General features: G+C 36.1%; 16 protein-coding genes and 1 pseudogene. 10 read left to right on the forward strand and 7 right to left on the reverse strand.

Annotated features, from left to right (window positions below):
* Positions 1-27: 27 nt before the first annotated feature.
* The 7 genes from AC5SR4_RS03790 to AC5SR4_RS03820 form a co-directional block, all read right to left on the reverse strand.
* A complete protein-coding gene (locus AC5SR4_RS03790) occupies positions 28-1,635 on the reverse strand; it encodes a UxaA family hydrolase (RefSeq protein WP_495358210.1) in 1,608 nt (535 codons plus the stop codon).
* 32 nt (positions 1,636-1,667) lie between these two features.
* Positions 1,668-3,113, reverse strand: a complete 1,446-nt coding sequence (locus tag AC5SR4_RS03795; protein WP_495358211.1) for a tagaturonate reductase — start codon at positions 3,111-3,113, stop codon at positions 1,668-1,670.
* Between the two features lie 146 nt (positions 3,114-3,259).
* Positions 3,260-4,561 carry a TRAP transporter large permease gene (locus AC5SR4_RS03800; protein WP_495358212.1) on the reverse strand — a complete coding sequence of 434 codons (1,302 nt, stop codon included), beginning with the start codon at positions 4,559-4,561 and terminating at the stop codon, positions 3,260-3,262.
* A gap of 4 nt (positions 4,562-4,565) precedes the next feature.
* Positions 4,566-5,024: a TRAP transporter small permease gene (locus tag AC5SR4_RS03805; protein ID WP_495358213.1), complete on the reverse strand. Its 459-nt coding sequence runs from the start codon at positions 5,022-5,024 to the stop codon at positions 4,566-4,568.
* Between the two features lie 30 nt (positions 5,025-5,054).
* On the reverse strand, positions 5,055-6,056 hold the full coding sequence (locus AC5SR4_RS03810) for a TRAP transporter substrate-binding protein (RefSeq protein WP_495358214.1): 1,002 nt from the start codon (positions 6,054-6,056) through the stop codon (positions 5,055-5,057).
* Positions 6,057-6,068: 12 nt separating this feature from the next.
* The gene (gene uxaC, locus AC5SR4_RS03815; RefSeq protein WP_495358215.1) at positions 6,069-7,469 is read right to left on the reverse strand and encodes a glucuronate isomerase; all 1,401 of its coding nucleotides are present in this window, start codon (positions 7,467-7,469) and stop codon (positions 6,069-6,071) included.
* Positions 7,470-7,487: 18 nt separating this feature from the next.
* The gene (locus AC5SR4_RS03820; protein ID WP_495358216.1) at positions 7,488-8,273 is read right to left on the reverse strand and encodes a gluconate 5-dehydrogenase; all 786 of its coding nucleotides are present in this window, start codon (positions 8,271-8,273) and stop codon (positions 7,488-7,490) included.
* 911 nt (positions 8,274-9,184) lie between these two features.
* On the opposite strand from AC5SR4_RS03820, the gene AC5SR4_RS03825 reads away from it, so the two are divergent.
* The 10 genes and pseudogenes from AC5SR4_RS03825 (at position 9,185) to AC5SR4_RS03870 (ending at position 18,992) form a co-directional block, all read left to right on the forward strand.
* On the forward strand, positions 9,185-10,048 hold the full coding sequence (locus AC5SR4_RS03825) for an AraC family transcriptional regulator (RefSeq protein WP_495358217.1): 864 nt from the start codon (positions 9,185-9,187) through the stop codon (positions 10,046-10,048).
* A gap of 183 nt (positions 10,049-10,231) precedes the next feature.
* Complete coding sequence (locus tag AC5SR4_RS03830) at positions 10,232-11,893, forward strand: UxaA family hydrolase (protein WP_495358218.1); 1,662 nt, start codon at positions 10,232-10,234, stop codon at positions 11,891-11,893.
* 32 nt (positions 11,894-11,925) lie between these two features.
* Entirely contained in the window at positions 11,926-12,693 is a 768-nt protein-coding gene (locus tag AC5SR4_RS03835) for an SDR family NAD(P)-dependent oxidoreductase (RefSeq protein ID WP_495358219.1), read from the forward strand.
* A gap of 23 nt (positions 12,694-12,716) precedes the next feature.
* Positions 12,717-13,571 carry a fumarylacetoacetate hydrolase family protein gene (locus tag AC5SR4_RS03840; RefSeq protein ID WP_495358220.1) on the forward strand — a complete coding sequence of 285 codons (855 nt, stop codon included), beginning with the start codon at positions 12,717-12,719 and terminating at the stop codon, positions 13,569-13,571.
* 19 nt (positions 13,572-13,590) lie between these two features.
* Positions 13,591-14,370: an L-fucose dehydrogenase gene (locus tag AC5SR4_RS03845; RefSeq protein WP_495358221.1), complete on the forward strand. Its 780-nt coding sequence runs from the start codon at positions 13,591-13,593 to the stop codon at positions 14,368-14,370.
* Positions 14,371-14,408: 38 nt separating this feature from the next.
* The gene (gene fucP / locus AC5SR4_RS03850; protein ID WP_495358222.1) at positions 14,409-15,737 is read left to right on the forward strand and encodes an L-fucose:H+ symporter permease; all 1,329 of its coding nucleotides are present in this window, start codon (positions 14,409-14,411) and stop codon (positions 15,735-15,737) included.
* A gap of 10 nt (positions 15,738-15,747) precedes the next feature.
* A complete protein-coding gene (locus AC5SR4_RS03855; protein ID WP_495358223.1) occupies positions 15,748-16,095 on the forward strand; it encodes an L-rhamnose mutarotase in 348 nt (115 codons plus the stop codon).
* A gap of 208 nt (positions 16,096-16,303) precedes the next feature.
* Positions 16,304-16,786, forward strand: coding sequence for a transposase domain-containing protein (locus tag AC5SR4_RS03860; protein WP_495358224.1), 483 nt, complete (start codon positions 16,304-16,306; stop codon positions 16,784-16,786).
* 117 nt (positions 16,787-16,903) lie between these two features.
* Positions 16,904-17,719 (forward strand): annotated as a pseudogene (locus tag AC5SR4_RS03865) (transposase).
* Positions 17,720-17,969: 250 nt separating this feature from the next.
* Complete coding sequence (locus AC5SR4_RS03870) at positions 17,970-18,992, forward strand: helix-turn-helix domain-containing protein (RefSeq protein ID WP_495358225.1); 1,023 nt, start codon at positions 17,970-17,972, stop codon at positions 18,990-18,992.
* Positions 18,993-19,272: the final 280 nt, after the last annotated feature.

The following is a 19,272-nucleotide window of genomic DNA, read 5'->3' on the forward strand; positions in this document are numbered from 1 at the left end:
GTTTTTTATAGTGTATTTTATATCTCTTTATAGAGAAACTCCTCGTCTCCATGGAATAAAATCATTTTGATTTAACAACTTAGCTTTGGTTGTTACCTTACCGCTGGCTACATCAATAATAAAATCTAATAGTTCCTCGGCCATTTCTTCAATTGTTTTTTCGCCTCGTATCACAGCTCCAGTCTCGATATCTATAATATCAGGCATTCTTTCTTTAAGCTCTGTATTGGATGATACTTTTATTATTGGTGCTATTGGATTGCCTGTTGGTGTTCCCAATCCTGTTGTAAACAGCACGACATTGGCTCCTGAACCTACTAATCCTGTGGTACTTTCTACATCATTCCCCGGGGTACATAATAAATTAAGACCTGGTTTACTAATGTACTCACCATAGTCTAAAACATCTTGTACAGGTGAGGTCCCTCCTTTTTTGGCTGCACCGGCCGATTTCATAGCATCGGTGATTAATCCGTCTTTGATGTTTCCTGGTGATGGATTCATATCGAACCCTGAACCTGCATCTACTACAGATTTTTCATAGGCTTTCATTAATTCTAAAAACTTCTTGCCATCTTCATCATCAACACATCGATTCACCAATTCTTGCTCTACGCCACAAAGTTCTGGAAACTCTGCCAATACGGCTATACCGTTTAATGCGACCAACATATCTGAAACGGCTCCTAATGTTGGGTTTGCAGATATTCCAGAAAACCCATCGGATCCACCACACTCTAAACCTACTCGTAATTTTGATAAGGGTGCTGGTTTACGTTCTATCTGATTGGCTTTTTTAATGGCTTCAAAGGAATCTTTTACGATGGCTGTAAGCATATCATCAACGGTCCCCATTTGCTGTTGCTCATAAATTAGAATGGGTTTGTTTAGGTTTGGGTTAATGGTGTTTAATGCTTCTTTAAATACACTTATTTGAAGATTCTGGCACCCTAAGCTTAAAACTGTAGCTCCTGCTACATTGGGATTGTTTACATAGCCTGCCAATAGTTTGGCCAAACTTTCTGAGTCTTGTCTAATACCACCACAACCTCCTGGATGGGTTATAAATTTTACATCGATGTTATTGAAAACATTGGCTGATTTTTCTGCTACGGCTGTTTCTTCTGCACCACCTACTAGGGAACGAAGTAACATTTGGTGCGGGTTCACTTTTTGCTTTAAAAGCTCTTTTTCAAAAATGTCTTTTAGTATTTCTATGTTTCTGTTTTCACAAAAGACTAATGGAAAGAACAACCAAACGTTTTCTGTTCCTACTTGTCCATCTTCTCTATGGTAACCTAAAAAGGTTTTATGCTTCCATTTTTCAACATCTGGTGGGGTCCAGCTAAATGATTCTGTTTTGCCATGCACCTTTTCGCTTTGGTGCTTTACATTTTCTATTGTTAATACATCTCCTTTTTTTATTGTACCATTTGCTGTTCCTACTAGAACACCGTACATAATGATCCTGTCGCCAGATTCAAATGTATCTAATGCTATTTTGTGTTTTGATTTTGTATCTGAAAGTATGTGAATGTCTTCTCCTTCAAAGGAGACAACATCGCCTGCTTTCAAATTAACTAAGGCAACTGCTACATTGTCTGATGCATTTACTTTTATAATCTTTTTCTGCATTTTTATTGTATATTATAGTTGTACTATAAAACTTAAAACTTTTTACTGTAATTTGTAAATCCTGCTTCTATGCCATTTGCCTCTATTTCTTCTAAAGCTAGGGCAATGGCTTCGGTTAAGTTTTCAACTTTTGTGAGATCTTCATCCCAATAGGCTTCATTGCTCAATACGGCTTTGGCTATTTCGGTATAATTGTTAAGCTCCCATATTTTTGCAAAGTTTGCCACTATGTCTTCACTATCGTTAATGGGTAGTTGTTCACCTTGCCAAGTACCTTTGTAAAAACGTATTAGTGCTGCAAATGCAAAGGTTAAATGGGTTGGCACTTTGCCGTGCATATTTGCATACTCTAATAAACTTGGCAGTACTCTTACTTTAAATTTAGATACTGAGTTTAAGGCTATACTGGATAGGTTGTGAATAATAAACGGGTTTCTAAAACGGTCGAAAATCTCATCGGCGAAACTGTTTAATTCGTCACGGTCCATTTCTAGGGTATCTATAATCTCATTAAATACGGCCTTGCTAATAAATGCTCCTGTAAATGGATTGTCTACAGATTGTTTTACGGTTTTGTTTCCATATAGTATTGAGAATGGCACCATTGCGGTATGCGCCCCATTTAATATACGAACTTTTCTGGTTCTGTAAGGTTGCATATCGTCTACAATCTTAACATCTAGTTTGGTTTTATTGAATGGTAACTTTGCCTTTAGGTCATCGCCTCCTTCTATTACCCATAGTAAAAATGCTTCTGCAGCTACTATTAAATTGTCTTGGTATGCTAATTGGCTATTGTAAGCTTCTATTTCATCTTTTGGATAACCGGGCACTATTCTATCTACTAAGGTATTGTGGAAGGTGCTGTTTTCTAAAAGCCATGTTTTAAAGTCTTCGCCTAGGTTCCAATCTGCTATATATTTTAAAATAATCTCTTTTAATGTATCGGAGTTATAGTTTATAAGTTCGCATGGAATGATGGTAAGGCCTTTACTGGCATCGCCATTGAAATGCTTAAATCTTTCGTACAACAGTACGGTTAATTTTGCCGGAAAAGAGCTTGGGGGCTGCATGTCTTTAGTATCTGTACTTACATAGGCTATCCCAGCTTCGGTGGTGTTGGATATTATAAACTCTAATGATGCTTCTTTGGCTAGGCTTATATAATCGTTAAAATTGGCATAAGGGTCTACGCCTTTTACAATATTGGATATTAATTCTATGTCTTGAATTTCTTGTCCTTTTTTTACCCCTTTCATAAATAGGGTGTACAGACCATCCTGATCATTAAGCATTTTTACCAAACCTCTGTCTATGGGTTGCACTACGGCAATACCACCATTAAAGTTGGCTGCTTTATTTAATTCTTGAAACGCATATCCTATAAAAGCTCTCAAAAAGTTACCTTCTCCAAATTGTACGATCTTTATTGGGAGCTTTTCTTCTAATCCAACATTTTGTCTGTTTAATTTTTTCATTCTGTTTTTACTTTGGTTTTTAAAGCTGTAAAGTTGTTCTGGTTTTTTAAGGGATTGCTTTGCCTTTTAGGAGCTTGCAACAACAAGCAACTTTGCTACTTTTATGCTTTTTTGGTGTTTTATTTCTTTATTTCTTTTCAACTTTATTACTCTATTAACCCAAATACTCTAGGTAACCATAGGCTTAACTCTGGTAAGTAGGTTACTAAAAACAAGGCTATAATCATTACTAAAAATAAGGGCATGAGTGGTTTTACTACTTTTTCTATGGTGGTATTGGCTACGCCTACACCAACAAAGAGCACGGAACCAACGGGTGGTGTACACAGCCCTATACATAGGTTTAGCACCATGATAATTCCAAAATGGATGGGGTCCATTCCTAATTCTACTACTACGGGTAAAAATATGGGTGTAAAAATCAATACGGCTGGTGTCATGTCCATAAACACCCCTACAAACAATAACAATAGGTTAATGATTAATAGGATGATGATTTTATTTTCACTAATGCTCAACAATACGGAGCTTATATTTTGTGGTATGTTTTCATAAGACATTACCCAAGACATACTCATGGAGGCACCTATTAACAGCATTACGATGGCTGTGGTTGCTGATGACTCTAATAATATTTCTGGCAAGGACTTAAATGATATTTCTTTGTATATAAACCCTAATACGAGGGTGTACAGTACGGCTATGGCCGATGCTTCTGTGGCTGTAAAGATTCCGGTAACGATACCTCCTATTACTACTACTAATAGGAACAAACTTGGTACGGCATCTATAAATGTTTTTACTACCTCTTTTAGTTTGCTGCGTTCGCCCAGTTTGTATTTTTTCTTTTTGGCCCAAAGGGATGCTACAATCATTAAAAACAAGCCTGTTAGTATTCCTGGAATGTATCCTGCTAAAAACAGGGCTGCTATGGATACACCTCCACTTGCTAAGGAATATACTATTAGTACATTACTTGGCGGAATGATTAATCCAGTGGTTGCTGATGTAATGTTTACGGCGGCACCAAATTCTTTTGAATAGCCTTCTTTTTCCATTTCTGGCCCTAAGATACTTCCCATAGCTGATGCTGATGCCATGGCTGATCCGGCAATGGCTCCCATTAACATGGCGCCTATTACGTTTATTAATGCTAAACCCCCTGGAAGTGACCCTACTAATGTTTTGGCAAAGGCTATGAGCCTATGGGCTATACCGCCTTTGTTCATTAATTGCCCCGAGAGTATAAAGAAGGGGATGGCTAGCAGGGCAAAACTATCTAACCCGGTGCCCATACGCTGCGATACTGTTGTAAATGCTGCCATTGGAGATATGCTAACCAACATGGTTAATACTGCTGAAATGGCTATACTCCATGCTACTGGAGTACCTATTGATAGGAGAAATAAAAAGCTGATTACTAATACTAATACTGGTATATATTCCATAACATTATTTTTTTAGAAGGTCTGATGTTTTGTAATAAATGATTAAAATACCGCTAATGGGGATTACTAAATAAACAAATGCTAGTGGTATTTGTAATGCTGGCGAACTTTGCCCTAGTAGATAACTAATGTAAACTAACCTGATACCTCCTACTACTAATGCTAAAAAGGAAAATACTATTATGATTATGTACACTAAACGCAATATCTTTTTTTTGTTTTTACTGCTTGCTCTTGATGGCAATACGTCTATGGCTACGTGCATGTTACGACCTGATACGTAAGCTGCTCCTAAAACGCCTATCCAAATCATTAAATATCTGGCCAATTCATCGGTAAATGAACTGGGGGTGCCTACTACAAATCTTGTAAATACCTGCCACAGTACATTTATGACCATTACGGCCATTATTATTATGAGAACGCGGCCTAAAACCTTATCAATTTTTTCTCTTAAATTCATGTCGCTTTTTAGTTTGTTGGAATCATAGTTTTAATTGATATCGTGTATCTTTTCTATGATGCTGGTTAATTCTGGATTTTTCTTATATTCTTCATAAATGCCCTTTACTTTTTCTTCAAATAATGTTTTATCAGGTGTTATTATGGTTACGCCTGCTTTTTCTACTTCTCTTAATGCTTCGGCTTCGGCTTCGGCCCATAGTTTTCTTTGATAGATTACTGATTTGTCTACGGATGCCTGTAACCATTCTTGTTCTTGTTGTGATAGGGTATTCCATCTATGGGTACCTATTACTAATACGTCTGGTAGTACGGTATGCTCGTCTAATGAATAATATTTACATACTTCGTAATGGCGAGACAGATAGAAACTGGGCGGGTTGTTTTCGGCACCATCTACTACGCCTTGTTGTAACGAGGTGTACAATTCTCCCCAGGAAATGGGTGTTGGCGATCCTCCAAAGCTTTTTACCATATTTATGGCAGTTACACTTTCCATTACGCGTACTTTTAAACCTGCCAGATCTTCTGGGGCGTTTATGGGCTTGTCTTTGGTATAGAAACTCCTGCTTCCTGCATCGTAATAGGCTAGACCTTTTAACCAGTATTGCTCTCCATCGTCTAAGATTTCTTTTCCTACTGCGCTATCTAATACATCAAATGAATGTTGCCTGTTTCTAAACAGGTAAGGGATTCCAAAGACTTTCATCTTGGGCGCAAAATTTTCCATAACGCCTACTGATACTTTGGTCATATCTAAACTTCCTATTTGTAGAAGTTCTAGGCATTCGCGTTCGGTACCTAGTTGTTGACTGGGGTAAATTTCTAATGTCATTTTCCCGTTTGATCGTTCTTCTAGGTCTCTTCCCATTTCTACCATGGCTTTGTGCACGGAATGGTTTACGTCTAGTCCATGAGCTATTTTTATGGTGCGTGTTTTGCTAATTTCGCCACATCCTGTTAATGCTATTGCTAGCAAGAGGATGCAGGTTTTTAGTTTAAAGTGTCTTAAATGCCTAAAGTTTTTATTCATTATAGTTTCTGTTTAGAAATCAAAATATTGTTTGGCGTTGTGGTAACTTATATCTGAAACCATTTTTCCTATCCATTCTATGTCGTTTGGTAATTCGCCGCGTTGTATTTCATCGCCTAACAAGTTACATAATATTCTTCTAAAATATTCGTGTCTTGGAAATGATAAAAAACTTCTTGAGTCAGTTAGCATACCTATGAAGCAGCTAATAAGCCCCATGTTTGACAGGGCGTTCATTTGCTTGGTCATCCCGTCTTTTTGGTCTAAAAACCACCATCCAGACCCAAACTGTACTTTGCCTTTTACACTGCCGTCGTTAAAGTTCCCTATCATGGTGGCCATTACTTCGTTATCGGCAGGGTTTAGGTTGTATATTATGGTTTTGGTTAGTTTGTCTTTGCTATCTAATGCATTTAGGAAGGCCGACAGTTTTTGTGCTTGTGGGTAATCGCCTATGGAATCCCACCCGGTATCGGGACCTAATATGCGGTGCATGCGTGCATTGTTGTTTCGTAATGCTCCTAAGTGGAACTGTTGTACCCACCCAAATTCGTGATAGGTTTCGCATAGAAACACTAATATGGCGCTTTGGAATTTTAGGGCCTCGGTTTGGGTTAGGGCTTTGTTTTGGCGTTTCTTTTTAAATATGGCACTAATTTCGCTTTGGGTGTAGTTTTCAAAATATATTTGGTCTAAACCGTGGTCGCAAATTTTGCATCCGTTGTCGTTAAAGTAGGTAATGCGCTTTTTTAGGGCGGTACATAAATCGGTGAACGATTGTATGTCTATGCCCACTACTTCACTTAAAGTGTCTATATACGCATTGTACCCTTCATTTGAAATTAATATGGCTTTATCGGGCCTAAAGGCGGTGCTTACTTTTATGTTGAAATCGCTTTTTGCTATTTGTTGGTGGTACTGTAAATTGTCGGTAGGGTCTTCTGTGGTGCACACTAGTTCGGCATTTACTTTTTGCAGTAACTTGCGGCAACTGTAATTGCCTGATGTTAGTTTATCCTGGGTGTTTTCCCAAATGGCTTCTGCTGTGTTTTCGTTTAGCAGCTCGTATATATCAAAATATCTTGCTAGTTCTAAGTGTGTCCAATGGTACAGAGGGTTACGCATGGTGTAGGGCACTGTTTTGGCCCAGTTTAAAAACTTGTCTTTATCGGGGGCATTGCCTGTTATAAAGTTTTCGTTTATGCCCAAGGTACGCATGGCGCGCCATTTGTAGTGGTCGCCATCTATCCATACATTGGTTATGTTGTTAAAGGTTTTATCTTCTGCTATTTGTTGTGGTGGCAGATGGTTGTGATAATCTATTATGGGTTGGTTTTTTGAATAATTATGGTATAATTCTTCTGCATATTTGTTTTCTAGTAAAAAATTATCATGAATGAATGTTGTACTCATTTTTATTGTTGTGATGTGTTAATCTTCGTTTGATGGTTTTCCTATGGTTGCTAATATGCCGCCATCTACATATACTACTTGCCCATTTACAAAGTCGCTTGCTTTTGATGCTAAAAACACGGCTGCTCCTGCTAGATCTTCGGGATTGCCCCAACGTGCTGCGGGTGTTCTACTTATAATGAATTCATTGAATGGGTGCCCATCTACGCGTATGGGTGCTGTTTGGCTGGTGGCAAAATACCCTGGGCCTATGCCGTTAACTTGTATGTTATGTTTGGCCCATTCGGTTGCCAGGTTTTGTGTTAGCATTTTTAGCCCGCCTTTTGCTGCTGCATAGGCTGATACGCTGTTTCTGCCCAATTCGCTCATCATGGAGCATATGTTTATTATTTTGCCTTCTTTTCGTTCTATCATTTGTTTGGCGACTAATTGGGACATGATGAAGGGCCCAACTAAATCGACATCTATTACGCGACGAAAATCGTCTACGGGCATGGTTATGGCCAATTCTCTTTTTATGATACCGGCGTTGTTTACCAGGATATGTATGTCTCCTAGTTCTTTGGTTATTTTGTCTAGGTTTTCTTTGGCTTCCACTTCGTTGGTTACATCGAAAAGGTAACCACTGGCTTTGTAGCCCTGGGTTTTGTAATGACTTAAGGCATCTTGCATTTTAGAGGGGGTGGTTCCTGTTATTACTAGTTCGGCACCGGCACTGGCTAGGCCTTCGGCCATGGCCATACCTAATCCGTGGGTTCCTCCTGTAATGAGGGCTCTTTTTCCTGATAAGTCAAATAAATCCATAGGTTTAATGTTTTGTATTTAGTTGTTTTGTTTTTTAAACAATTAATGCTTGGTATTTTCACTTTTAAAGTGTTCGCAAAGTTACGATTTGTAATCGATTACGCAAAAATAATCGGTATATTATTTAACACGATTTTTTTTGTTTTTTAAGGGGTTAAATGTAAGGAAGTAATTTGTATTTTTTGGTGTTTTTCTTTGTTTTAGTATGTGCTTCTTTAAAATGTCACAAACCTGCCTTGCCGGCAGGCTGGTACACGAATGATGTTTTTGATGAAACCCACAAGGTCTTGGAGACGCTTGCAGGTTAGTTATTTTTATTGTTACTCTTATTTTTTTCCACGACCCCATCCCGATAACTATAGGGAGCTATCGGGACACGAATGATGTGGTTTTTGTTTTGTTTAATGCTTTGGGTGATGATGTGGTTTGATGGTTTTTGGGCGGAGTATTGAACTAGTAATATTCCGATACCATATTTTCTAAATTTTATTATCTATTTCTCTAAAAGTGTTTTGATAGGCCATATTCCAAGCCTATCAATTCTGCCAAACCTCGCAACCTTCCAATACCAGAATAACCGGGGGTTTTTCTATTCTCTACTTGTAATTTTCAATTTAGCACTAAAATTATATAAAAATTTAAGATTAAATAATCTAATAGTAATTAATAGTATAATTTTATTTGTCTTTTTAGTTTAACTTTAGTCACTTGTTTTTATAAATTCAACCTAGAATTACACTTTATTAAAGACATGGTTTCTACATTGAATATTAAAAGTTAAAATTAATTCTTTGCTGCCCTATAACAACCTAAAACATTGCTAGATATAATACTATTTTTGCTTTAAAGGTGTACATATCAACAAAAGTTATATATTTAATATTATAATTACAAAATAATATTTCATAGCAATGAAACTTCACCATTTAGATAGAAGAAGTACGGTCAATAGTTCATTTACCAGTAAATTAAATGAATACCCATATTTTCTTAAGGTTTGGCATTATCACCAAGAACTAGAATTGGTCGTGGTTCTTAAAAGTGAAGGCACTTGTTTTATTGGTGATAGTGTAGAAAAGTTTGAAGTGGGAGATGTTGTTTTAATTGGAAAAGACCTACCCCATATGTGGCTGAACAACAAGGAATATTTTGAAGAAAACTCAAAGAAAATGAGCAAAGCAATTTCTATACACTTTAAAGAAGATTCTTTTGGTAAAGGATTTTTTGAAATCCCAGAAATGGCCCATTTACGAGAACTTTTTAATCGTGCTAAATTGGGTATAAAATTCTTTGGTGTTGACAAAGATTTAATCGATGAAATAAATTATCTGTTGGAATTAAATGGTTTTAATAAGGCCATGGCATTTCTTTTGATTCTTAACAAACTTGCCAAACATACAGATTTTAAGCTGTTATCAAGTGTAGGTTTTATAAATTCTTTCAAATATTCCAAAAGTGCCACACATAACAAAGTACAGACTTATATTTTTGAAAATTTCAACAAGGACATTAGTTTAAAGGAGGCTGCAAAGATAGCTAGTATGAATACCTCTGCCTTTAGTCGCTTTTTTAAACGTGTAAACCGAAAAACATTTTCCAAGTATGTAACAGAAATACGTATTGGTTATGCCTGCAAACTTTTAATTGAAAATAAATTGAACGTTGCAGGGGTTTGTTATGAATCGGGATTTAATAATATTTCAAATTTCAATCGGCAATTTAAAATAGTTATGAATTGTACACCTTCTGAATATTTAAAGAATTACGAAATATAACCCGAGGCTTTATAGAACTTTCACTTAAGAATATGACATACATAAAACACGTATTAACTTTGCTTAAATTTTAAATAAATTCGTTAAAAGCAAAAAAAGTATCACAATCTGCCAAATAATCATAAGTTGTGTGATTATTTAACATTTATTATTGCATTTATTATTAATGTCAACTGATTTTAAATGAGTCCTCAACGTAAAGTTCTTAAAATACATCCAAAAGATAACGTTTTGGTAGCTTTGTCCGATTTAAAAAAAAATAGCTCAGTGACCATTAGCAATTTAGAATATACACTTCAAGATGATATTTTGGCTAAGCATAAATTTGCTACAGAAAATCTAATTAAAGGTGACCCCGTATATATGTATGGTGTTTTGGTAGGGCGTGCAAAAAAAAGAATTACTAAAGGAAGCCTTATAAGTACCACAAATCTAACTCACGATACTGAACTTTACACTGCAGATATAAATACAAATAAAACTAAATGGGAAGCTCCCGATATCAATAAATTTAAAAATAAAACATTTAATGGATATCATAGGGCAGATGGTAAAGTTGGGACAGAAAACAATTGGTTAATTATTCCTTTGGTATTTTGTCAAAATAGAAACGTAGAAGTATTGAAACAGGCTTTACTTGAAAAATTGGGTTTTGGCAAAAAACAGCACTTAGAATTAAATGTAGAATCTTTAATTGAGGATTATAAAAATGGGGCTTCAATAGAAAGTTTATTAAACAAAGACATTTTAGGGTCCCATCATCAAAATATCAAAAACCCAATATTTCCAAACGTAGATGGTATTCATTTTTTAACGCATGAAGGGGGATGTGGTGGAGCAACTTCCGATTCTGTTGCTTTATGTCACCTTCTAGCAGGGTACATTAATAATCCGAATGTTGCAGGAGCCACAATTTTAAGCTTGGGGTGCCAACATGCACAAGCCAGTATTTTAGAGAGAGCTCTTGACCAAATGTGCCCTGAGCATAAAAAGCCTGTTTTTATTTTGGAGCAACAACAATGTGATTCTGAAAGGGAGTTACTTGCTGAAGCAGTAAAAAAAACATTTGTAGGCCTTATTGAAGCCAATAAGATAGAACGCAAACCTGCTCCATTGAGTAAATTGGCAATAGGTTTAGAGTGTGGAGCGTCTGATGGTTTTTCAGGTATTTCTGCTAACCCTACTTTAGGCTACGTTTCAGATCTAATTGTTGCATTAGGGGGCTGTACGGTACTTTCTGAGTTTCCAGAATTAAACGGTGTAGAACAGGAACTAATTAATAGATGTGTTAATAAAGAAAAGGCAAAGAAATTTTCTAAAATCATGTCTACATATAGCGCCAAAGCTGATGCTTTGGGTGCCGGATTTTATGCTAACCCATCTTCAGGGAACATTAAAGATGGGTTGATCACAGATGCCATAAAATCTGCCGGTGCTGCAAAAAAAGGAGGCACATCTCCCATTGTAGATGTTTTAGACTATACGGAACAGATCACAATGCCTGGATTAAACCTATTATGCACGCCTGGTAACGATGTGGAATCTACAACGGGTTTAGCTGGTTCTGGCTGTAATTTGATTTTATTTACTACAGGTTTAGGTACCCCTACAGGAAACCCTATAACACCTGTTGTAAAAATTTCTTCAAACACAAAATTATTCAATAAATTACCTGATATAATCGATTTTAATACTGGTACTATCATTGAAGGCACAAAATCCATTGAAGAATTAGGAGAGGATTTGTTAAATTTTGTAATAGAAATAGCTAGTGGAAAGTTAACAAAAGCAAAACAACTTAGACAAGACGATTTTATTCCTTGGAAGCGAGGAATGTCCCTATAATTAAAAAACATAAAACACCTAAACTAATAAAGATGAAATTTAGCTTAAAAAATAAGGTGGCTATTATAACCGGTGGTGGAAGCGGTATAGGAAAAGCAATTTCTTTAACCTTTGCCCAACAAGGTGCCAAAGTACATATTCTAGACTATGACCTGAAATCGGCTAAGGCAACGATTTCAGAAATTGGTAATAATGCCGAAGCATATAAATGTGATGTTGCCAATCAACAAAGCGTAAGCAACATTATTCAAGGGATCGCTGAAAAAGAAAAAATTGACATTCTAATTAATAATGCTGGAATTGCTCATGTTGGAAATATAGAAGCAGTTACGGAAGAAGATTTAGATCGACTTTATGACGTAAACATCAAAGGTGTTTATAATTGTATAAAAGCATCTATACCATCCCTTAAAAACGGCGGCGGCGTTATTTTAAATTTGGCATCAATAGCTTCAACGGTTGGGATAAATGATCGTTTTGCTTATTCTATGAGTAAAGGGGCGGTATTAACGATAACATACTCTATTGCCAAAGACTATATTAATGACAACATTAGATGCAATTGTATTGCCCCAGGAAGAGTTCACACACCCTTTGTTGATGGCTTTATTAGCAAAAATTACCCAGGAAAAGAAAAGGAAATGTTTGAAAAACTTTCAAAAACACAGCCTATCGGAAGAATGGGCACCACACAGGAAATAGCAGATCTCGTATTATTCTTATGCTCTGATGAGGCCGGTTTTATCACAGGATCCAACTTCCCTATTGACGGTGGCTTTGTAACATTAAATGGAAATTAACTAACTATATTTTAAACAATTATATGAAACTAATACGATTTGGACCTGTTGGAGATGAAACCCCAGGGGTTCAATTACCAAACGGAAAAAGAATAGATGTATCTGCTTTTGGATCAGATTATAATGAAGACTTCTTTGGTAATAATGGCATTGAAAAGTTGCGCAAATGGTTAGAAACCAATCTAGAATCTTGTCCAGAAATAGCTGATAATATACGTTTAGGGGCGCCATTAACAAGACCGTCAAAAATTATTTGTGTTGGCTTAAACTACGCAATGCATGCAGCAGAGAGCGGTATGGAGATCCCAAAGGAGCCCGTTATATTTTTTAAGGCTACATCATCAATAGTAGGCCCCAATGATAATGTTATTATTCCTATAGGTGGTGATAAAACGGATTGGGAGGTTGAACTAGCCGTTGTTATAGGAAAAAAGGCTTCTTATGTTTCTGAAGCTAATGCATTAAATCACGTTGCAGGCTATGTTTTACATAACGATGTAAGCGAAAGAGCTTTTCAATTAGAAAGATCGGGACAGTGGGTTAAAGGAAAAAGTTGTGACACTTTTGCCCCTTTAGGACCATTTATTGCTACTGCCGATGAGATTGAAGATCCTAATAATTTAAACTTATGGTTAAAATTGAATGGGGAACTTTTGCAAAATAGTTCTACAACAGATTTTATTTTTAATATACAACAAGTCGTTAGCCATATTAGCCAGTTCATGACCCTATTGTCTGGTGATGTTATATCTACAGGAACACCATCTGGGGTTGGTTTTGGTTTAAAGCCACAACGTTATCTAAAAGATGGAGACATTATGGAATTGGGGATTGAAGGGTTGGGGGTCTCAAAACAAACCTGCGTGAGCTACAGATAATTTTCAACACAACTAAACTATGGACTTAAATTTAAAAGATAAAGTAATTATTGTAACAGGTGGCTCCAAAGGTATTGGCCTTGGGATAACAGAAGCCTTAATAATTGAAGGTGCTATTCCTGTAATAATAAGTAGAAATGAACCAAGTGCTAAATCTGTTGTCAATAAATTAATTTCAGAGGGGCATGAAGCGCATTATGAAATAGCAGAGTTAACAGATCCAGATCAATGTAAAAAGGCCGTTGAAAAAACCATTCAAAAATATAATCGAATAGACGGTATCGTTAATAATGCCGGGTTAAATGACGGTGTTAGTTTAGAATATGGCAACTACGAAGATTTTACTGAATCATTAAAACGTAGTGTGGTTCATTATTACTTAATAGCCCACCATGCTTTACCAGAATTAAGGAAAAGCAAAGGAGCCATTGTTAATATAGGCTCTAAAACATCTGTTACAGGCCAAGGTGGAACGTCTGGCTATGCGGCAGCCAATGGTGCCCGTAATGCTTTAACAAGAGAATGGGCGGTAGAGTTACTGCCTTACTCGATAAGGGTCAATGCTGTAATTGTTGCAGAATGCTATACACCTCAATACGAAAAATGGATCAAAACGTTTGATGATGCAGATTCCCGATTAAAAGAAATAACAAGTAAAATTCCTTTAGAAAAAAGAATGACCACTGTACAAGAAATTGCCGATATGACTATTTTTCTAATTTCAGGAAGATCAAGTCATACAACAGGACAATTAATCTTTGTTGATGGCGGTTATACACATTTAGACAGGGCATTGTAATTACCAAACAATTGCCTATAAATAATAAATATTTTAAAATGAAGACAAAAACAGTTGTTGTTTCAAAAAAGGTACGCATCCCATTTATATTAGTAACCTCATTATTTGCTCTTTGGGGATTTGCCAATGCCGTAACAGACCCCATGGTTCAAGCATTTAAAAAAGTACTGGAATTATCAAACTCTGAAGCTGCATGGGTGCAAATGGCTTTTTATGGAGGGTATTTTTGCATGGCTTTACCAGCCGCCATGTTTATGAGAAAATACTCCTACAAAGTAGGTATATTGATTGGTTTAGCCCTTTACGCAACTGGTGCCCTTTTATTTTATCCTGCTGCTCAAGCTGAAAGCTTCATTTTCTTCTGTGTAGGTTTATATATTTTAACATTTGGGCTTGCATTCTTAGAAACTGCCGCTAACCCTTATATTTTGGCTATGGGTTCTAAAGAAACGGCCACACAACGGTTAAATTTGGCCCAAGCATTTAATCCTGTCGGATTAATTATTGGATTAATTATAGCGCAACAGTTTGTTTTAAAAAATTTAAAGTCAGATGACATCACTGATTTCAATGCGCTTGACCAAGCCTCTAAAATTGCCATCAAATCAGCAGATTTAATGGTTATTCGAAATCCTTATGTCGTTTTGGGACTAATTCTAGTAGGCATTTTTATAGTATTCCTGATTAGCAAAATGCCACAATCAAAAGATGATGGAGGTATGCCTAAAATTGGTGACACGTTTGCAACATTATTCAAAAACAAAAAATACACCTTGGGTGTTTTGGCCCAAATATTCTATGTAGGTGCTCAAATAATGTGTTGGACTTATATTTATCAGTATGCCGAGGCTATAGGTATAGATAGTGTGACTGCGGGAACGTACCAGCTGGCCGCCTTTATATTATTTATTGCAGGCAGGGCTATTGGAACTATTTTATTACGATTTATAAAATCTGGAAGACTTCTTATGAATTTTGCATTCATGGCATTATTGTTTACTGCTGGCACACTTTTTATTCAAGGGTTAATAGGCCTGTACTGTTTGGTCACTATATCCTTCTTTATGTCCTTGATGTTCCCAACTATATACGGAATAGCGTTAGGGGATTTAAGTGAAGATCAATCTAAAATCGGTTCTGCCGGATTAGTCATGGCCATTGTTGGTGGCGCATTAATGCCAAAACTTCAGGGGATGATAATAGATGTAGGCGGCAACGGAGTTGCGGATACTAAAATTTTCGGGGTCTCAGAAGTTAACTTTTCATTCATTCTGCCGCTTCTTTGCTTTTTTTATATCGCTTGGTATGGCTTAAGGGTTTCTATGAGTCTGGACAAAATGAACAATTCTTTACGGCAAATTCAATAATATATAAATTATGAAAAACATTTCTTTAAAAAGGTATTGTTTAGCCTTAGATTTAATTGATGATCCTGAAATCATCTCGACTTACAAAAAATATCATGAACATGTTTGGCCAGAAATCGAAAAAAGCATTAAGGATTCTGGGATTAGAACTCTCGATATTTATTGTGTCGGCAATAGGTTATTCATGATCCTAGAAGTTGATGATTCTTTTTCATTTGAGAGGAAGGAAGAGATGGATAAAAATAATCCCAAAGTGCAGGAATGGGAAACTTTAATGTGGAAGTATCAAAAGGCATTACCCACAGCCAAAAAAGATGAAAAATGGCTTCTCATGGATAGGATATATCATCTCTCATAATTTTCAATCATGGTGGGCGACAAATAGATATGGGACAATCTACGTAAGGCTTCGACGTTGAGCCTCTTATAAGGTTCCAAAAGTGTGTTTAGTTTTGGAAAACCACTAAAAACAGAACTTGATGAAGCAACCTTTACAATGTCGCCGCAAAACCAAAAGCCCTGCCCAACAAAAAAAGAGATCATACAGATGATGACTGTGGCAGAGATTGGTTCGCTACCTGGATGACAACCGCTACGAAATGGATAACAATCTCGTGGAAAACCGAATTAGACCCATCATTCTCGGGCGCAAAAACTTCTTGTTCGCGGGCTCCCACAAGAGCGCAAGGCGTGCGGCCATGATGTACTCCTTTCTTGGTAGCTGCAAAATGTACGTGGTAGATCCTTTTGCATGGCTCACCGATGTGCTTGAACGCATATCCGACCACAAGGCCAACAAACTTGAAGAACTTCTTCCCGAAGACTGGAAATTACAGGACAAAAAAATTATCATAAATGCAGATGATAACAATACTGAAAACCGCTACGTAGATACCTTGAAATTAAATGATAAAGTCTATACTAAAAACTGGTTAAGCCATAAAGAACTGATGAAAGGAGCAACACTTGATTTAAAAATGTCTGATACACCAAATAAAAAGAGAGGAACAAAAAAGGAAGATTTTCCTTATTCTTTATCTAATGAATAAATTTTCATAACCGTTTTCTTTTGGTCATTAATTCGCCAACTAAACGTGTGGACTTACTATATTAGGGTGGACATAAAGAAGCGGAACTATCTTAGCAGATTTTAAAATTTAAGATCTATGAGAAAAAAGCGAGTTTACAGTGCAGAATTTAAAAGAAAGGCTATAGCCTTAAGTTATGCCAGGGGCAACGTATCAGAAGTATGCAGGGAGTTGGACATATCTAAGTCTGTGCTCAGTCGTTGGCGAAGTGAGTCCAAAACCTATGGCAAGAACAGTTTTCCGGGTCATGGCCATGCAAAATTGACCGATGACCAAAAGGAGATAGCACGATTAAAAAAGCAATTACGAGATGCAGAGTTAGAGCGTGATATCTTAAAAAAGGCGATCAACATCTTTTCCGTGAGCGACAAGAGAAATTTAGATTTATAAAACAACACAAAATCCGATTTCCTGTTGAGAAGATGTGTTCGGTATTAAAAGTTAGTAAAAGTGGTTATTATAAATGGCTAAAGGCTGGTCATTGAGTAATAATCTAACTACTAAGGACACGATTATTAAAGCTTGGCATATGCCACTGGAAACCAACCTATAAATCAAAATCTAATATTCCATTCCGATAGGGGCATACAATATGCCAGCTATCGTTTTATAAATATCATTAAAAGCTATAAAGGGCTTGTAAAAACAATCTATGAGCAGGAAGGGGAATCGTCGGGATAATGCGGTGGCAGAATCTTTCTTTAAATCTTTAAAAGTTGAATGGATTTATAAACACAAGTATCAACTGATATCACAAGCAGAACTATCCATATTTAAATGAATAGAAACCTGGTATAATAAAAGAAGAAGACATTCTTTTTAGGATATAAAACTATTGATAAATTTGAATTAAATATGTATAACCAAAATCAGGCTGCACAGTTCCTTAACTGATTGTCTACTTTTTTATTGTATATCCAAGTTCAAAGTTGCAAAAATATTGAACGCCAGGAATAATCATTCGTCAAAATTTCCGTTATCTAATCTAGAAATGAATCTGAAAAATGTATAATAGTTCAAGAAAATTGATTGGCGATTAGACTTGTGGCGGAATGTTATATTTTGTTATTTTTAATAAATTTTCAATTGATTTAGTTTTTTTTTGAATTATTTTAGCCAATTCGGAGAAAGTGTTCCATTATTTATGTTAGAAATAATTCAAATAATCGCCCTTATTCAGGGCTTGTTTCTTTTAAGTGTTTTGCTCGTTAAACAAGAAAGTTACAAGCGGGTAAATTTCTTATTGCTTCTAGGGTCAATTATTGCATTGCTTTTGAACATTGTGGGAGATGATGATTTTAACCTGTTTTTTCCTAATGCTAATTGGTATTTTTTTCAATCTCCATTAATCATTACACTCTTCTTTTTACTTATAAAGTATCACAATTCTAAACAAGATAAATTTCAACTTAGGGATCTTCTTTATTTTATCCCGTATTTGTTTTTTATTACTCTTCAAATTATAGAAGACGTTAATGGCTTAGTTAAGAACATATGGTTAATAATAGGAGAAATTCTGGCAGGCGTAACGCTATTAGTTTATTTAGGTTATACCATCTATGATATCATTAAAAACAAAAAGGAAAGGTGGATGTTATTTTTTATAGCTCCTTATGCTTTATTGAACTTAATAGACGAAGTTTCATTTATTATAACAAAAAGCCATGATAATTTCTCCTTCCTAAAAAGCTATGGAATTATTGGATTATCAGCAATACTTCTCTACATGATTTTATTTAAGCTTGTTGTATCACCAAAATCTGTGCTACCAAAGGCGGATACCAAGGCTTATAAGACCTCGAGTCTTAGTAAAGCCAAAGCAGAAGTATATAAAAGGGAGTTTTTAAGGCTCATGGAAAAAGAGAAGCCTTTTATTAATAGTAATATAACGGTTAACCAAGTAGCTCATAAGATGGGGATTCCAAGACAGTACTTATCCGAAGTCTTGAATGTGTACTTAAAATCCAATTTTCAGGATTACATGAACCAGTACAGGGCTGAAGAATTTGTAGAATGTCTAAAAGATGACAAGTTCAAGAATTATTCTATTATGGGCATTGCCAACGAGGTTGGTTTCAAATCCAAATCCTCTTTCAACACTACCTTTAAAAAAATATACGGGGTTACCCCTAGTGAGTATAAAAAGGCATTACCTTCAGTAGTTTAGTCCTAACCATTTCTCCTTATTCCTCAAAGAAGGAATACGTCCCAACTCCACTTTCAAAAACCTCATAGCAACCAAGATAGCTTCCTCATTCCGTTGGTTATAGAATTCTCATTTTACTTAGAATTTTCAAGTATTGAAAGTACAGCACAGTACTTATTAACGGGCATTTGGAATCGATAGCCTTAACACCGGTATTGCCCACTCTGCACCGGGGTTATTTTCATTTTCATGGTTTTTAAGCCAAAACTTCAACCTTCCAATCCTCACCACTCCAAAAACA

This window comes from Aestuariibaculum scopimerae (genome assembly GCF_059428085.1).

Excerpts from the sequence above, each read along its gene's own strand:
- AC5SR4_RS03795 (WP_495358211.1), bottom strand. The coding sequence starts at position 3,113 with ATGAAAAAATTAAACAGACAAAATGTTGGATTAGAAGAAAAGCTCCCA.
- AC5SR4_RS03835 (WP_495358219.1), top strand. The coding sequence starts at position 11,926 with ATGAAATTTAGCTTAAAAAATAAGGTGGCTATTATAACCGGTGGTGGA.
- AC5SR4_RS03825 (WP_495358217.1), top strand. The coding sequence starts at position 9,185 with ATGAAACTTCACCATTTAGATAGAAGAAGTACGGTCAATAGTTCATTT.
- AC5SR4_RS03840 (WP_495358220.1), top strand. The coding sequence starts at position 12,717 with ATGAAACTAATACGATTTGGACCTGTTGGAGATGAAACCCCAGGGGTT.
- AC5SR4_RS03810 (WP_495358214.1), bottom strand. The coding sequence starts at position 6,056 with ATGAATAAAAACTTTAGGCATTTAAGACACTTTAAACTAAAAACCTGC.
- uxaC (WP_495358215.1), bottom strand. The coding sequence starts at position 7,469 with ATGAGTACAACATTCATTCATGATAATTTTTTACTAGAAAACAAATAT.
- AC5SR4_RS03805 (WP_495358213.1), bottom strand. The coding sequence starts at position 5,024 with ATGAATTTAAGAGAAAAAATTGATAAGGTTTTAGGCCGCGTTCTCATA.
- AC5SR4_RS03800 (WP_495358212.1), bottom strand. The coding sequence starts at position 4,561 with ATGGAATATATACCAGTATTAGTATTAGTAATCAGCTTTTTATTTCTC.
- AC5SR4_RS03845 (WP_495358221.1), top strand. The coding sequence starts at position 13,591 with ATGGACTTAAATTTAAAAGATAAAGTAATTATTGTAACAGGTGGCTCC.
- AC5SR4_RS03820 (WP_495358216.1), bottom strand. The coding sequence starts at position 8,273 with ATGGATTTATTTGACTTATCAGGAAAAAGAGCCCTCATTACAGGAGGA.
- AC5SR4_RS03790 (WP_495358210.1), bottom strand. The coding sequence starts at position 1,635 with ATGCAGAAAAAGATTATAAAAGTAAATGCATCAGACAATGTAGCAGTT.
- fucP (WP_495358222.1), top strand. The coding sequence starts at position 14,409 with ATGAAGACAAAAACAGTTGTTGTTTCAAAAAAGGTACGCATCCCATTT.
- AC5SR4_RS03870 (WP_495358225.1), top strand. The coding sequence starts at position 17,970 with ATGTTAGAAATAATTCAAATAATCGCCCTTATTCAGGGCTTGTTTCTT.
- AC5SR4_RS03830 (WP_495358218.1), top strand. The coding sequence starts at position 10,232 with ATGAGTCCTCAACGTAAAGTTCTTAAAATACATCCAAAAGATAACGTT.
- AC5SR4_RS03855 (WP_495358223.1), top strand. The coding sequence starts at position 15,748 with ATGAAAAACATTTCTTTAAAAAGGTATTGTTTAGCCTTAGATTTAATT.